Below are 16,285 nucleotides of genomic sequence, written 5' to 3'. Positions count from 1 at the left end.
GAAATCTCCTGGCCCTCGGAACGAGGGACTAGTGCATGGATGTTCGCGGGCCGGAAAGGTCGGCGAAGAGCAACGCCAAGCGGTCCAGTGCTGCCTCGATCTGGTCCGGCGATACCGCGCTCAGGGAAAGGCGCAGCTTGTCCTCTCCGCCGGGGCCGTCGTAGAAGTGGCTCATCGGTGTCCACAGCACGCCGTACTTTCCGGCCCCGTATTCCAGCGCGGCGTTGTCGGCGATGAAGGGAACGGTCACCACCACGAAGAATCCACCGCTGGGAGCATTCCAGGAGATCTGGTGGTTTCCACCGGGCGGGAAACGAAGGCTCAGGCCGTCCAGCAGCAGCCGCAGATTCCGGCGGTAGAACTGGATTTCCCGGGTATTGGCCTCGACCAGACTGCAGTCGTGCTCCAGCAGCTTCCCTCCCGCTATGGCCTGGGCCACGGGCGGGGTGTTGACGGTGAGCATGCTCTTTATCTTGGACAGTTCGTCCGCGAAGAGCGTGAATTCCCCCTCCGCACCGGCGACGTGCTGATTGGCGACGACGAAGCCGATCCGGGCTCCGGGGAAACAGGTCTTGGAGAGCGAGCCGAGATAGACGACCCGGCGCGAGGTGTCGAGCGCCTTGAGCGTGGGCAGGCGCTTTCCGTCCTCGGACTGGAACAGGCTGTACGGATTGTCTTCGAGGATCAGCAGATCGTGCTCGGCCGCGATGGCGAGCAGTCTGCGACGGGCCTCCAGGTCGAGGCTCGCGCCGGAGGGGTTGGCGAAGTCCGGGACGAGGTAGAAGGCCCGCGGCCGCTTGCCGGCGGCGCGGACCGCCTCGATCTGGTCGACCAGGTCGTCGAGGTCGATGCCGCGCTCGTCGTCCCGTACCGGCCATACGGGCATGTCCACCAGTCGCGCGGCACCCGTCAGCCCGACGTAGCCCGGCGAAACAGACAGGACGACGTCGTCCTCGTCCCGGCGCAGTGCCCGGAGCACCAGGAACATCGCCTCCTGGCAGCCGACCGTGACGACGATCGACTCGGGGTCGACGTCGATGCCCTCGTCGCGGACCAGGTGCCGGGCGAGCAGGTCGTGGATGATGCCCTTGGTCCGGCCGTACTGGAAGAGGGTGCGGCGGACCGTCTCCGGGTCCGCCCCCTTCTCGGCCGCCAGGTGGTCGCAGAAGATCCGCAGGTACCGGGACAGGTCCTCCACGTCGTAGAAGTCCTCGCGGGGCCGGCCGGCGGCGAGCGAGATTGCCTCGGGGAACCGGCCGGACACCTCGTTCAAGAAGTTCATGGAGGCCAGCGCCGGGTCCTGGAGCGCTGCGTGCAGCCGATCCGTGCTGAGGTCGGCGGCCAGGAGTTCCACTCCGCTGTCGTTCATGCAATCTCGCTTGCCTAGGGGGACCGGTGGTCCCGCGACTACTTCGAGGTGGGCTACTTCGACGACGCGCCGGCGGGCTCTTCCGCGGCTTCCGTCGTGTCGGCCGTGGTGTCGGCCTTCGGGTCGGCCGCCGGGTCGGCCAGCGCTTCCGTCGCCGCGCGAATGGCGCGGTTGCTGAGCGCGGGGTAGCTGGCCAGGGCCACCAGGACCATCAGGGCACCGCCCCAGACGAAGGGCGTCCGCAGGGAGACCGTGCTCGCGAGGTAGCCGCCGAGCAGACCGCCGATGGGCGCGCCCACGAGCGAGATCAGCCGGCTGGCGGAGAGCACGCGGCCACGGATGTTCGCCGGCGCGAGACGCTGGCGCAGCGAGCCGACGATGACGATCTGGACGCTCATCGAGAAGCCGATGACGGCCATCATCGCGCCGGCCACCCAGGGGCTTCCGGTCAGGCCCTGGCCGATGATCGCCAGTCCTTCGAGCGACATGCCGAGGACCCGCATGGTGCCGACCGGGAGCTTCTTGGAGATCGCCGAGGCCGCGAAGCTGCCGATGAAGGCACCGACGGCGGTCGAGCTGAGCAGCAGGCCGTAGCCGATCTCTCCGAGACCGAGCTCGTGCTTGGCCAGCAGGACCAGCAGCGACATCTGGGCGGTGAAGACGAGGTTGCCGATGGCGGCCGTGCCGGCCAGCGTGCGCAGGACCGGGTGCTTCAGCAGCCAGGTCAGGCCCTCCATGACCTCGGCGCGAAGGTTCCTTCGGGCCGGCTCCTCGGTGGGCGCGTTCCCGAAGTCACCCTTCAGGGAACCGACGCAGACGGCGCTGATCAGGAAGGAGATCGCGTTCCCGATGAACGGCAGGGAATGCGACACGGTGAAGAGCACACCGCCGAGCGTGGGGCCCACGAGCTGCTCGCCGTTGATCTGAGCCGCGGAGATCCGGCTGTTGCCCCGGATGAGCTCCTTCTCCCCGGAGGTGACCACCGGCATGACGGCCTGCGCGGCGATGTCGAAGAAGATGTCTCCGCAACCCAGCGCGAATCCCGCCACGATCAGCATGTAGATGTTGATGTTGCCGGTCAGTACGGCGACCGCGAGCAGGGCCAGGATGGCGAGCCGGACGAGGTCCGCACGCAACATCACCTTCTTGCGGTTCCACCGGTCCACCAGGGCTCCGGCCGGCAGACCGAACAGGAACCAGGGCAGCATCGCGACCGCGCCGGACGCACCGATGAGCATGGGGTCATCGGTCAGCTGGACGGCCAGCAGGGGCAGCGCGGCCATCTGGACGCCATCGCCCAGGGACGAGGAGATCGTCGCCACCCACACCTTGTTGAAGCTGCTGCTCATGCGCGGCTGGGCTTCCTTCTCTTTACTGCTGAACATCGTGTTTCTCCTGAGATATGCGTTCATGGATGGCTGCACCGAGACAGGGACAGCCCCGGAGGGACTGGGGGAGGGTCACGCCTTGTCCCGGCTCCCCGGGTGGTCGGCCAAGCGGGCCGCCAATACCTGTCCTATGGCGGACAGATGGCGGGGTTGGGTCATGGCTCCGTGCACGCAGTCGATCTCGTGCACGTCGATCCGTCCGGTCGTATGCGGAGACCAGACGTCGGGAGTGAGGTCGCTGCCCGGCTTGTCGGCCGTGGCGGCGAAGAAGAGGATGTCGCCCATGAACGTCCCGGCACTGATGTGTTCGCTCAGGTTGGCGATGTCCACGAAGACCCCGACCAGCGCCGACAACCCCTGCGCGCCGAGTCCGGCGAGAGGACTTGCCGGTGATGTCGGGTCGTGCCCGATGGACTCGGTGATGGCACCCAGCACCTCCGGGCTGTCGTACGACAGCTGCGCGCTCTCCCAGCCGTCGGTCGGCAGGTAGCTGTCCATCAGGGCGAGCAGCGCGACTTCCTCGCCCTCCGCCTGCAGGCGGACCGCAAGGGAGTGGGCCACGATGCCGCCGAAGGACCAGCCCAGGAGGGAGTACGGGCCGGAGGGCTGAACCGCCCGGATCTCCCGCAGGTAGTCCTCGACCATCTCCTCCAGCCCGGGGGACGGGGCATCCGGCTCGCTGAACCTGCGTGCCTGCAGTCCGTAGAGGGGCTGCCGGCGGTCCAGGTGGGGCAAGAGCCCGGAGTACGACCAGCTGAGCCCGATCGCCGGATGGACGCAGAACAGCGGGTCGAGGTCTCCTTCGGTGCGGAGCGGGAGCAGGACGCCCAACGAGTTCCCGTTCCCGTTCCCCGAAGAGGTCCCGGGCGCCTGGTCGAGCTGCTCGACCAGCGCGGCGATGGTGGGGGTCTCGAAGAGGCTGCGGACGGGAAGTTCGATGTCGAGAGTGGTGCGGATGCGGCTGATGAGGCCGGTGGCGAGGAGGGAATGGCCGCCGAGTTCGAAGAAATTGTCGTCGATCCCGACCTCGCGTACGCCGAGGATCTCGGCGAACAGGCCGCAGAGGGTTTCCTCGCGCGGGGTGCGAGGTCCGCGCCCGGACGCGTTCGCCTCGTACGAGGGGGCGGGCAGGGCTCGGTGGTCGAGCTTGCTGTTGGTGGTCAGGGGAAGCTGGTCCAGGACCAGGAAGGCGGAGGGGACCATGTATTCGGGGAGGAGTCCGGCCGTGTGGGTGCGCAGGGCTTCGGTGTCCGGGGTGTCGTGGCCGGTTTCGGCGACGACGTAGGCGACGAGTCGCTTGTCGCCCGGCTTGTCTTCCCGGGCGATGACTGCGACCTGGGAGAGTCCGGGGAAGCGGCCGAGTACGGCTTCGATTTCGCCGAGTTCGATGCGGAAGCCGCGGATCTTGACCTGGTCGTCGGCGCGGCCGACGAAGTCGAGGAGGCCCTCGCCCGCCCAGCGGGCGAGGTCTCCGGTGCGGTACATGCGGCTGCCGGCCGGACCGAACGGGTCGGCGACGAAGCGTTCCGCGGTCAGGTCGGAGCGTCCGTGGTAGCCGCGGGCCAGTCCCGTGCCCGCCAGGTAGAGCTCTCCGGCTACGCCTTGGGGGAGGAGGGAGAGGGTGTCGTCGAGGATGTAGGCGCGCATGCCGTCCAGCGGACGTCCGACGGGGACGGGTGCCGGCACCTCGTCGCCCGCGGTCCAGGGGGACTGGGTCGCGAACAGGGTGGTTTCGGTGGGCCCGTAGGCGCAGCGGACCAGGGTGTCGGGGCTGTGTTCCAGTACCCGGCGGACCGCGGTGGGGGAGATGAGGTCGCCGCCGGTGATGACTTCCCGGACGCCGGTGAAGCAGTCGGGGGCTTCCTCGGCCATGACGCGGAACAGGCCCGCGGTGATGTCCAGTCCGGTGATCTCCTCCTCGATGATCAGTCGGGCGAGTTCGGCGACCGCGAGGTCGCCTTCGGGGGTGATGACGGTGCGCCCGCCGTGCAGCAGGGGCACCCAGAAGGCGTAGGTCGAGGGGTCGAAGGCGTACGAGGCCAGGAGCAGGACCCGCTCGTGGGCGCCGGGCCGCTCGAACATGCCGTCCACGACCAGGTCCAGGATGTCGCGGTGGGTGACCGCGACTCCCTTCGGGCGGCCCGTGGAGCCCGACGTGTACATCACGTACGCCAGCTGCTCGGGGTGGCATGCCACACCCGGGTTCTCGACGGGGAGCGAGGCCAGCTCGCTGTCCTGGTCGATCACCACGAGCTGCGGGGTGTCGGGCAGGCCCCGCTCACGCGTCGCGGTGTCGGCCAGCAGGACCGGAGCGGACGTCTGGTCGACGATCCACTGCATGCGCTCCAGCGGGTACCCGCTGTGCAGCGGCAGGTAGAACGCTCCGGCCTTGAGCACCGCCAGCAGTGCGATCACGAGGTCCACGGAGCGTTCCATCAGCACCGCGACCGGCGCCTCCGGAGCCACACCCAGACCCACCAGCCGGTGTGCCAGCTGGTTCGACCGCTCGTCCAACTCCCGGTAGGACAGCTCGCGTCCGGCGCAGCGCACCGCCACCGCGTCCGGGGACAGCAGTGCCTGCGCGGCGAAGGCCTCCTGCACGGAACCGGCGTCGAGGTTCTGGCGGGGCTCCGCACCCGCCCACGACTCCAGCAACCGCACACGCTCGGCCGGCGACAGGACCTGTGCTTCGCCGATCCGGCGGTCGGGAGCGGCGCTGAGCTGTGTCAGTACCGCCACCAGCTGGGACGCCATCCGTTCGGCGGTGTCCTTCTCGAAGACGTCGGTGCTGTACTCCAGCATTCCGGCGAATCCGGCCGGGCTGTTGTCGGCCTCGTAGCACTCGTTGAGGACGAAGCCGAGATCGAACTTGGCCGTACGGGTGCTGAAGGCCTCCTCGGCTTCCACCACCAGGCCGGGCAGCGACAGCGCGCTACCCATCGAGTTCTGCAGGACGACCATGACCTGGAAGAGCGGGTGCCAGGAAGGCGAGCGCGTCGGGTTCACGGCCTCGACCACCCGCTCGAACGGCACGTCCTGATGCGTGTACGCGGCCAGGGCGGTCCCGCGGACCCGTTCCAGGAGCTCCCGGAACGTCGGGTTTCCCGAGGTGTCCGTCCGGAGCACGAGCGTGTTGAGGAAGACCCCGACCATGTCGTCGAGAGCCTCGTCGGTGCGGCCTGCGACGGGGGCGCCCAGGGGGATGTCGCTGCCCGCGCCCAGCCGGCTCAGCAGGGTGGCGACGGCGGCCTGGATCACCATGAACACCGTGGTGTTGGTGTCCCGGGCCAGGGCGACGAGCGCACGGTGCAGCTCGGCGTCGATCCGGAGCGGAACGATGTCGCCGCGGTAGCTGGCCGTCTTGGGCCGGGGACGGTCGAAGGGCAGCTCAAGACGCTCCGGCGTGCCCGCCAACGCATCGATCCAGTAGTCCAGTTGCCTGCTCACGGTGGAGTCGGGGTCCGATTCCGCGCCGAGGAGCCGGCGCTGCCACAGGGTGTAGTCGGCGTACTGCGCCGGGAGCGCGGACCACTGCGGTGCCTGGCCCCGGATCCGGGCGCGGAACGCCGTCTCCAGATCGCGTCCGAAGGGCCCCATCGAGGAGCCGTCGCTCGCGATGTGGTGCATGAGCAGCAGCAGCACCCGCTCCTCCGGGCCTACGGTGAACAGCGTTGCCCGGAAAGGGGGTTCGGCCGACAGGTCGAAGACGTACTGCCCGGCCGCGTGCAGCGCCGCAGTCAGCCCGCTCGCACCGCAGTCGATGTGGTGCAGCCTCACGGGTGCGGCGTCCGCGTCCAGCACGGTCTGTGCCGGCCGGCCGTCGATCTCCTGGAACACCGTCCGCAGGCTCTGGTGCCGAACCGCTACGTCGTTCAGCGCCTGCTCCAGTGCCTGCTCGTCCAGGTCTCCGGTGAGCCGGAACGCCGTCGGAACGTTATAGGTGGCGCTCGGCCCTTCCAGCTCGTTCAGGAACCACAGCCGGTTCTGCGCCGGCGACAGCGGCACCAGTTCCGGGCGCTCCACGACGGTCAGCGCGGGCCTGGCCGTATCTGCCTGCGCCACGTGTCCGGTCAGGGCGGCAACCGTAGGAGCTTCGAACAAGGCCCGTACGGGCACTTCGACGCCCAGGACCGACCTGATCCGGCTGACGAGCTTGGCCGCCAGCAGGGAATGCCCGCCCAGCGCGAAGAAGCTGTCGTCGATGCCCACCGTCGGCACGTCCAGGGTCTCCGCGAACAGGCCGCACAGGATCTCCTCCTGGGGACTGCGCGCAGCGCGACCGCCGGTCTCCGCCTCGTACAGGGGCGCGGGCAGGGCCCGTCGGTCCAGCTTGCCGTTGGTGGTCAGCGGCAGCCGGTCCAGTACCACGAACGCCGCGGGAACCATGAACTGCGGCAGGGAGCCACCCGCATGGGTGCGCAGGTCATCCGCGCTCACCTCGGAGCCCGCGGACTCGGCCCCGACCACGTACCCCACCAGGCGCTTGTCGCCCGGCCGGTCCTCCCGTACCACCACCGCGACCTGGGCCACCGCCGGATGACGGCCCAGCACGGCTTCGATCTCGCCCAGCTCGATGCGCAGGCCGCGGATCTTGACCTGGGCGTCGGCCCGGCCGACGAACTCCAGCTGGGCGTCCTCGCGCCACCGCACCAGGTCACCGGTGCGGTACATGCGGCTGCCGGCCGGGCCGAAGGGGTCGGCGACGAAGCGTTCCGCCGTCAGCCCCGGACGCCGCAGGTAGCCCCGGGCCAGGCCCGCGCCCGCGATGTACAGCTCTCCCGGCACCCCTCGCGGTGCCACGTTCAGGCGCTCGTCCAGGACGTACGCCCGGGCCCCCGTCACCGGCGCCCCGATGGGGATGGTGGCGGCCGGGCCGGCGGCGGACAGCGGCTCGCTGGCCGTCGCCGAGATCGTGGTCTCGGTGGGCCCGTAGAAGTTCAGCATCCGCCGTCCGTCCGCCCAGCGCGCGATCAGCGCGGGCGGGCACCCCTCGCCGCCGACGCTCAGTACGCGCAGGTCGGGGAAGTGCCGTGCCGGCACGGTGTCGAGCACGCTCGGCGGCATGTCGGCGCAGGAGATCCGGCGCCGCTCCAGGAAGTCGCCGAGGGCGTCCCCGACCAGCGGGCCGGGGGCGGGGACGACGAGGGTCGCGCCGAACCAGAACGCCCGGATGAAGTCCTCGAACGCCATGTCGAAGCTGATCGAGGCCAACTGCAGGATCCGGTCCTCGGGCCTGACCGTGTACTTCTCCGCCAGCGTGGTGGCCAGTCCGACGATGCCGCGGTGGGTGACGGCCACGCCCTTGGGAGTGCCGGTGGAGCCCGAGGTGTAGATGGTGTAGGCCAGGCCGTCCGGCCGGAGCCGGTCGGTCCGGCCGGCATCCGTGGGATCGGCGCCGTCGAGTCCGGCCAGGGCCGCGGGGTCGTCCAGCAGCAGGGCCGGCGGGCCGTCCTGGGGGAGCAGCCCGGCCACCTCGCGGCTGGTGAGCACCCGGACCGGGGCGGCGTCCCGGAGCATGAACGCGATGCGGTCCGCCGGGTAGTCCGGATCGACGGGGAGGAAGGCCGCGCCGGCCTTCAGGATGCCCAGCAGCGCGGCCACCATCTCCACGGACCGGGGCACCGCCAGCGCCACCAGGTGCTCGGAGCCGACGCCCTGCTGGATGAGCCAGTGGGCGACCTGGTTGGCCCGCGTGTTCAGCTCGGCGTAGGTGAGTACGGCGCCCTCGTGCTCCAGCGCCGGTGCCTCGGGGCGCCGCGCCGCGTGCTCCTCGAACACATCGGTGAGGAAGCGGTGTTCGGGGGCGGGGGCCCCGGCGCCATCGGCGAGCAGTTCGCTCCGCTCGGCGGGGGAGAGCAGCGCGGCGGCGCTGATCGGCAGGTCGGGGTGGTCGGCGAAGGCGGTCAGCAGCAGCCGCAAACCCTCGGTGAACCGCTCCGCGGTGGTCGGGTCGGACAGGTCGGTGCGGTACTCCAGGAAGCCTTCGATCCCTGCGGGGGCCCCGGCGGCGTCCGTGGTCTCGGAGAAGTTGAACGTGAGGTCGAAGCTGGTCACGTCCTTGGTGCGGTCCTCGATGACGGCCGACAGGCCGGGCAGTTCGAAGACGGGAGCAGCCTGGGACTGCAGCACCAGCATCACCTGGAACAGGGGATTGCGGGCCAGCGAGCGCTCCGGGTTGAGGATCTCCACCAGTCGTTCGAAGGGGACGTCCTGGTGGGAGTAGGCGGCCAGGTCGGTTTCCCGGGTGCGGGCGAGGAGTTCGCGGAAGCTGGGGTTTCCGGAGGTGTCGTTGCGCAGGACCAGGGTGTTGACGAAGAACCCGACGAGGTCGTCGAGGGCTTCGTCGGTGCGGCCGGCGACGGGGGTTCCCAGGGGGATGTCGGAGCCCGCGCCGAGCCGGGTGAGCAGGGTGGCGACGGCGGCCTGGAGCACCATGAACAGCGTGGTGTTGGTTTCCTGGGCCAGGTCGGCGAGCGCGCGGTGCAGGGCGGCGTCGATCCGGATCGGGACGGTGTCGCCGCGGTAGTCGGCGACCTTGGGACGCTGGCGGTCGAAGGGCAGCTCGAGCTGGTCGGGTATCCCGGCCAAGGCCTGCTTCCAGAAGGCGAGTTGTTCGCTCATCGGGGAGTGGGGATCGTCCTCGGTGCCGAGGGTCTCGCGCTGCCACAGGGTGTAGTCGGCGTACTGCACGGGCAGCGGTGACCAGGCCGGTGCCGTACCCGTGCGGCGTGCGGCGTAGGCGAGGCTGATGTCGCGGGCCATCGGGCCCAGCGACCAGCCGTCGTTTCCGATGTGGTGCAGCAGGAGGAGCAGGACGTGCCGGTCCGGGCCGGTCGTGAACAACCGGGCCTGGAGCGGCGGATCGACGGTGACGTCGAAGGTGGTGTTGCCGGCGGCTCGGAGCGCCTCCTCCAGGTCCGCCGCATCGACCTCCACCACGGGAAGCTCGGGGCGGACCTCGCCGGGCTCCAGGATGCGCTGCTGCGGCTCGCCGTCGACCTCCGGGAACACCGTCCGCAGGCTCTCGTGCCGATCGATGACCTCGCACATCGCCGCTTCCAGGGCCGCGGGGTCGAGGTGCCCGGAGAGCCGCACCGCGAGCGGAAGGACGTACGTGGCGGTCGTCCTGTCCAGCTGGTTGAGGAACCAGAGGCGGTTCTGCGCCGGAGACAGCGGGATCCGCTCCGGGCGTGCCACCGCGGTCAGCGCGGTCCTGGCCGATCCGGCCCGCGTGATCTCGTCGGCCAGGCCGACGACGGTGGGCGTCTCGAAGAAGGTGCGGAAGGGGATCTCGATGTCGAGGGTGGTACGGATGCGGCTGATGAGACGGGTGGCGAGGAGGGAGTGGCCGCCGAGCTCGAAGAAGCTGTCGTCGATGCCGACCTCGGATACGCCCAGGATCTCGGCGAACAGGCCGCAGAGGATCTCCTCGCGCGGGGTGCGGGGCGCGCGCCTGGACGCGTCCGCCTCGTACGAGGGCGCGGGCAGGGCCTGGTAGTCGACCTTGCCGTTGCTGGTCAGCGGCAGCTGGTCCAGGACCACCATGACGGAGGGGACCATGAACTCCGGGAGGAGCGCGGACGCGTGGGTGTGCAGGTCTTCTGAGTCCACCGTGGGGTGGCCGCTCTCGACGACCACGTAGGCCACCAGGCGCTTGCCGCCGGGCTGGTCCTCCCGGGCCACGACCGCCACCTGGGAGAGTCCGGGGAACTGGCCGAGTACGGCTTCGATCTCGCCGAGTTCGATGCGGAAGCCGCGGATCTTGACCTGGTCGTCGGCGCGGCCGACGAAGTCGAGGAGTCCGTCGCCCGCCCAGCGGGCGAGGTCTCCGGTGCGGTACATGCGGCTGCCGGCCGGGCCGAAGGGGTCGGCGACGAAGCGTTCCGCGGTCAGGTCGGAGCGGCCGTAGTAGCCGCGGGCCAGACCCGCACCCGCCAGGTAGAGCTCCCCGGTCCCGTCCTCGACGGGCTCCATGCGGTCGTCGAGGATGTAGGCGCGCATGCCGTCCAGCGGACGCCCGATCGGGATCGGCGCGGGCACGGTGTCGGCCGCGGTCCAGGGGGCCTGGGTCGCGAACAGGGTCGTCTCGGTGGGTCCGTACGTCGAGCGCACCACGGTGTCGGGGCAGTGCTCCAGCACGCGGCGGACCGCGGTCGGGGAGATGACGTCGCCGCCGGTGATGACCTCCCGTACGCCGGTGAAGCAGTGCGGGGCCTCGTCGGCGATGACGCGGAACAGGCCGGCCGTGAGCTGGAGTCCGGTGATCCCCTCCTCCGCGATCAGCCGTGACAGCGTGGCCACGCTGAGGTCGCCCTCCGGCGACACCACGGTCCGGCCGCCGTGCAGGAGCGGAACCCACATCTCGTACGTCGAGGGGTCGAAGGCGTACGGGGCCACCATCAGCACCCGCTCGTGGGCGCCGGGCCGCTCGAACAGTCCGTCCACGACGAGCTCGAGGACATCGCGGTGGGTGACCGCGACTCCCTTGGGACGGCCCGTGGAGCCCGAGGTGTACATCACGTACGCCAGCTGGTCCGGCCGGCAGGCCACACCCGGGTCGGTGACCGGCAGCGAGGCCAGCTCGGCGTCCCGGTCGACGAGGACGGTCTGCCGGGCGTCGGGCAGGCCCCGCTCACGCTTCGCGGCGTCGGCCAGGAGGACCGGAGCGTTCGTCTCGTCGACGATCCACTGCATGCGCTCCAGCGGGTACCCGCTGTGCAGCGGCAGGTAGAAGGCGCCTGCCTTCAGGACCGCCAGGAGTGCGACCACCAGGTCCACGGAGCGTTCCATCAGCACCGCGACCGGCGCTTCCGGACCCACGCCCAGGCCGACCAGCCGGTGCGCCAGCCGGTTCGCCTGCTCGTCCAGTTCCCGGTACGACAGCTCCCGCCCGGCGCACCGCACCGCCACCGCGCCCGGAGAACGCAATGCCTGCGCCGCAAAAGCCGCCTGCACGGAATCACCGATCAACGCCGTACCCGACTCGAACGGCTGATCCTCAGCAAAATCAACAGCAGTTGCAGCACGCATTGCCAATAACTCTCTTTCGGGGTTGGGGTCGCGCGAATTCAGGTGGGCCGGCAACGCGGCTACACGGATGTCAGGGGGATCGTCGCGGTGCATTTCCGCTGCGCGATCGGCCTGATGAACGGCAGTCGTCGGGGCGGCGGCTCACCCGGTCATCCTTTGGCTCTCCAGGTCCTCGGATCGTTCGTACAATTCCTGCGCGAGCGCGGCCCAGGTCTGTGCGTACTGGCGGGCCAGATCCGCTACCAGGCCGCCGGCGTGTGCCGGTACCGCGGCGGCCAGGTCGGCCCACATGTGCTGCTCGACGGCGTTGTGCTGCAGCAGGCGCAGCAGGTGGCGGCCGGATTCCCGCTGGCGCAGTGCGGGGTCGCGCACCAGCTTCTGCAGCACCGCCGCGGGGTCCACCCGGTGCGGTTGTGCGCGCCGCCCCGCCGGGCTGACCACCGCGGTGATCGGTGTGGTGATCGACGTGCTCGAGCGTCCCTGTTCCAAGCAGGAGTTGACGTCGGCGCGGGCTCCGGGACCGCCGCCCGGAGTGAGGGGATCCCGGCCTGCCTCCAGGAGCTTGCGGACGTCGCTCACCGTCGTCGGCGAGATGCCGGCCATCCGTGCCACCTCGCGCAGGGATGCCTGCGGCTGCTCGGCCAGGATCTCGGCCGCGCGCTGCCGGCCCTCCACGCTGCTCAGCGGCCGGACCCGGCCGTCCCCGCCGACCCGGAGGTTGTCCCGGGTGCCCGCGCCGGAACTCCGGCGGAGCGCCGCCACCGTCTTGGCGCCGAGGCCCGAGGCCCGGGCGATGGAACGGTCGGACAGGTGCGGATGGGTCGCCACGATCCTTGCCGCGGCAGCGCGCCGATCTGCCTGGGACAGGGGGAGCCCGTGCGCGACGTTCGCCTCGACGCCGCGCAGGAACGCGTCGTCGGCGCAGCCGTCGAAGAACTTCACCGAAATGGTCTGCCGACCGCGCAGCCGGGCGGCGGCGAGGCGGTGCACCCCGTCTATGACGCGCATGGTCCGGCGGTCCACCAGGATGGGCGGAAGCTGCTCCTCGGTTTCGGCCAGCCGGGCGATGTGTTCCTCGTCGGCCCCCGTGGACCGGGGCGACTCGCCGACGGTCACCGCGGTGACGGGAACCTCGGCGCACTGTGTTCCGTGTGGTTCCGCTCCGGATCCGGTCGGTCGGATCGGGCTCTCGGCTCCGTCGTCGGCGGTCGCTGCGTACGTCGCTCTCACTGGGTCGGCCTCCGAAGGTGGGCAGTGATGAGGAGGGGGCCGGTGCGCAGGCCCTCAAGACGACGCGGGTCGATCCGGCCACGCGGGGCGCGAGGCATAGCGGTGCTCCTCCAAGAGAGAGATGTGGTCGATGGCCGGGCATCTGGCCTGTTCGGAGGCCGTTCCCGGTGGTGATGGAGAGAGCTTCTCCCTCTGCACACCCTGCTCGTAAGGACTTGTGGGTGGCAGGACTAGCCCGGGCCGTTTGGTGCCAGTCGGGGGCTCCCGGAAAAGCGGTCGACCAGCGTGTTTTCGCATTGGCATTCACCGGCCAGTCCTCTAGCGGCCATTCCCCGAAAAGCCCCTGGTGGAGCCGTTCTCCGGTGTCCACTCGCCGCCTGGACCGGACTCGAGGGCATGGACCATGCTGCGGGGACAGCCACGGCACCGGCGCAACAACGCAGGTCCGACGGCTGTGAAGGTGAGTGAGGAGAGACCGGGGGCGTCCAACTGCGGCAGTGCCGCAGATGAACACCCCGCCGGACCAGGCCTTTGCGGGTGACGCCGCACGGTGAGCAGGGAGACCCCCCGATTACCGTGCGGCGCCTTACCGGTGAGGCCGCCGGCGTGTGAGGAATTCCTTGTGAAGCGGCGTATTCAACGCAACGGCAAACGAGTTGAATTCCTCCCCGTGATCATGCAAATCTCGCTCCAGAAGGCCGCTGTGTCCGTGCCGGCGATTTCTTTCATGCCTTCAGTTCGTCAAGGATGAATAAGCAGAAGGAGTGAGGTCGTGACCAATCCTTTCGAAGACCCCGAAGCGGAATACCTCGTACTGATCAACGAGGAGAAGCAGTATTCGCTCTGGCCGAAGTTCGCCGAGGTGCCGGCAGGCTGGTCCGCCGTTCACCGGAGTGACCGCGCCTCGTGCATCGAGTACATCAACTCGACCTGGACGGAAATGCGGCCGTACAGCCTGGTCCAGCAGATGAGCGCGACGGCGTGAGCGTTCTCCTCTCCGACGACCTCCAGTTCCTGCCCAGGCAGACGACCGGAACGGTGAAGTGCATGACTCATTCGAACGCGTCCATATTCGACGGGCTCGCCGTCGATCACGTCGAGTTCTACGTCCAGGACACCGCGGTGGCCGCGGAGCAGTTCATCGACGGCTACGGATTCGAGATCTACGGAGCCTCCGCCGACTCGGCGGAATCCGCCACGCCCGTACGGTCGGTGGCGCTCGGCAGGAACGAGATCCGGCTGGTCCTGACGTCGGCGCAGGGCGCCGACCATCCCGCGGCCGCCTACGTGGCGCAGCACGGTGACGGGGTGGCCAACATCGCCCTGACGACCCCCAACGCCCGGGGAATGTTCGCCGAGGCGGTGCGTCGCGGTGCCGTGGCGGTGGCGGAGCCGGAGGAGCGGGACGGCGTGCTGACGGCCTCGATCAGAGGCTTCGGGGACGTGTTCCACACCTTCGTGCAGCGTCCGGGCGGCAGCGATGTACGGGAGCTTCCGGGACTCTCCCCGGTTCCCGGGACGGGCCCCCGGTTCGACAGCGGCCTGAACACGATCGACCATTTCGCCATCTGCCTCGAAGCCGGGCAGCTGGCACCCACCGTGGAGTTCTACGAGAAGGTCCTGGACTTCCAGACGATCTTCGAAGAGCGCATCGTGGTGGGCAGCCAGGCCATGGATTCCAAGGTGGTCCAGAGCCGGTCCGGTGGTGTCACGCTCACCCTGATCGAACCCGACACCTCGCTGGAGCCGGGACAGATCGACGGATTCCTGAAGAACCACGACGGGGCCGGTGTCCAGCACATCGCCTTCACCGTGGACAGCATCGTGGAGTCGGTCGGCCTCATGAAGTCGCGGGGCGTGTCCTTCCTGAGCACTCCCGCCGCCTACTACCGGCTGCTGGGCGTCGATCTGACGAAGTACTCGGTCTCCGAACTCAAGGAACTGGACGTCCTGGTCGACGAGGACCACGACGGCCAGCTGTTCCAGATCTTCACCGCCTCGGTCCACCCGCGCCGCACGCTGTTCATGGAGGTCATCGAGCGCATGGGCGCCCGTACCTTCGGAAGCGGAAACATCAAGGCGCTCTACGAAGCGGTCGAACGTCAGCGGGCCGACGCAGAGGTCGGGAAGTGACATGACCCATCAGCCCCTGTGCGTGGAGGACCTGCGACGGTCCGCCGCCGCACGCCTGGCGCCGGCGGTGTGGGACTTCATTTCCGGCGGCAGCGGAACCGAATCGACCCTGCAGGCCAACCGGGCTGCACTGGACGGCGTTTCGCTGGTGCCCCGGGTGTTGGCAGGCGTCAAGTCGGTCGACACCGGAGCGCAGTTGCCGGGCGGACCGGCCGCGCTGCCCCTCGCGGTCGCACCGATGGCGTACCAGCGCCTGCTGCACCCGGAGGGCGAACTCGCCGCCGCGCAGGGTGCTCTGGCGGCGGGGGTGCCCTTCGTGGTCAGCACCATCAGCAGTCACTCGCTGGAGGAGATCGCCGCGGTCGGAGCGGACCTGTGGTTCCAGCTCTACTGGCTGCACGATCGCGGCCGGATGGTCGAGCTGATCCGCCGCGCCGAACAAGTCGGCTGCCGGGCCCTGATGGTGACCGTGGACGTCCCGATCATGGGCCGCCGGCTGCGCGACCTGCGCAACGAGTTCACGCTCCCGTCCTGGATCCGCAGCGCCAACCTGGAGTCCGACGGGCCCTCCGCGGCCCATGCGCGCCGGCCGGGCGAGTCGGCCGTGGCCGCCCACACGAAGCTGGCCTTCGACCCGACCTTCGGCTGGTCCGACCTGGAATGGATCCGGGAGCAGACACGGCTTCCCCTGGTGGTCAAGGGCATCCTCGATCCCCAGGATGCGGAACAGGCCGTACGGCTCGGGGCGGATGCCGTGGTGGTGTCCAACCACGGCGGCCGGCAGCTGGACGGCGCGCCGGCCAGCATCACCGCACTGCCCTGGGTGGCCGAAGCGGTGGGCGGGCAGTGCCGGGTCCTCATGGACAGCGGTGTCCGCAGCGGCACCGACATCCTGCGCGCTCTCGCGCTGGGCGCCGACGCGGTCCTGATCGGGCGCCCGGTGCTGTGGGGGCTGAGCGCGGCCGGGGCGCCGGGAGTCGCCCAGGTGTTCTCGATCCTGCGGACGGAACTCGAAGAGGCCCTCCTCCTAGCCGGCTGTGCCGATCTGGCCGCCGCACGCACCTTGCGCTCAATTATTTCCGGTTTGCGGGTCTGAGTACCGCTGTTTGCGGCCTGGACGCCCTCCGGTGCCATC

General features: G+C 69.8%; 7 protein-coding genes. 3 read left to right on the top strand and 4 right to left on the bottom strand.

Translation table 11 applies throughout. The annotated features are described in order from the left end of the window. Window positions 1–28: 28 nt before the first annotated feature. From ACE1OC_RS15615 to ACE1OC_RS15600, 4 genes are all read right to left on the bottom strand, one after another. Window positions 29–1,369, bottom strand: a complete 1,341-nt coding sequence (locus tag ACE1OC_RS15615; protein ID WP_407837545.1) for a PLP-dependent aminotransferase family protein — start codon at window positions 1,367–1,369, stop codon at window positions 29–31. 53 nt (window positions 1,370–1,422) lie between these two features. Beyond that, complete coding sequence (locus tag ACE1OC_RS15610; RefSeq protein WP_407837544.1) at window positions 1,423–2,754, bottom strand: MFS transporter; 1,332 nt, start codon at window positions 2,752–2,754, stop codon at window positions 1,423–1,425. A gap of 75 nt (window positions 2,755–2,829) precedes the next feature. After that, window positions 2,830–11,712, bottom strand: a complete 8,883-nt coding sequence (locus tag ACE1OC_RS15605; protein ID WP_407837543.1) for an amino acid adenylation domain-containing protein — start codon at window positions 11,710–11,712, stop codon at window positions 2,830–2,832. Window positions 11,713–11,928: 216 nt separating this feature from the next. Continuing rightward, a complete protein-coding gene (locus ACE1OC_RS15600) occupies window positions 11,929–13,017 on the bottom strand; it encodes a ParB/RepB/Spo0J family partition protein (RefSeq protein ID WP_407837542.1) in 1,089 nt (362 codons plus the stop codon). A gap of 772 nt (window positions 13,018–13,789) precedes the next feature. Between ACE1OC_RS15600 and ACE1OC_RS15595 the strand changes: the two genes are divergently transcribed. From ACE1OC_RS15595 to ACE1OC_RS15585, 3 genes are all read left to right on the top strand, one after another. Next, window positions 13,790–14,002 carry an MbtH family protein gene (locus ACE1OC_RS15595; protein ID WP_351376935.1) on the top strand — a complete coding sequence of 71 codons (213 nt, stop codon included), beginning with the start codon at window positions 13,790–13,792 and terminating at the stop codon, window positions 14,000–14,002. Window positions 14,003–14,064: 62 nt separating this feature from the next. After that, on the top strand, window positions 14,065–15,150 hold the full coding sequence (hppD, locus tag ACE1OC_RS15590) for a 4-hydroxyphenylpyruvate dioxygenase (protein ID WP_407837541.1): 1,086 nt from the start codon (window positions 14,065–14,067) through the stop codon (window positions 15,148–15,150). A 1-nt stretch (window position 15,151) separates the two neighbouring features. Next, a complete protein-coding gene (locus ACE1OC_RS15585; protein WP_407837540.1) occupies window positions 15,152–16,246 on the top strand; it encodes an alpha-hydroxy acid oxidase in 1,095 nt (364 codons plus the stop codon). The last annotated feature ends 39 nt before the right edge of the window (window positions 16,247–16,285 follow it).

It is taken from the genome of Streptomyces stoeckheimensis, assembly GCF_045822005.1.
Lineage (GTDB): Bacteria > Actinomycetota > Actinomycetes > Streptomycetales > Streptomycetaceae > Streptomyces > Streptomyces stoeckheimensis.
Note: the sequence above shows the minus strand (reverse complement) of the source record. Positions and strands in the feature narration are given on the sequence as shown.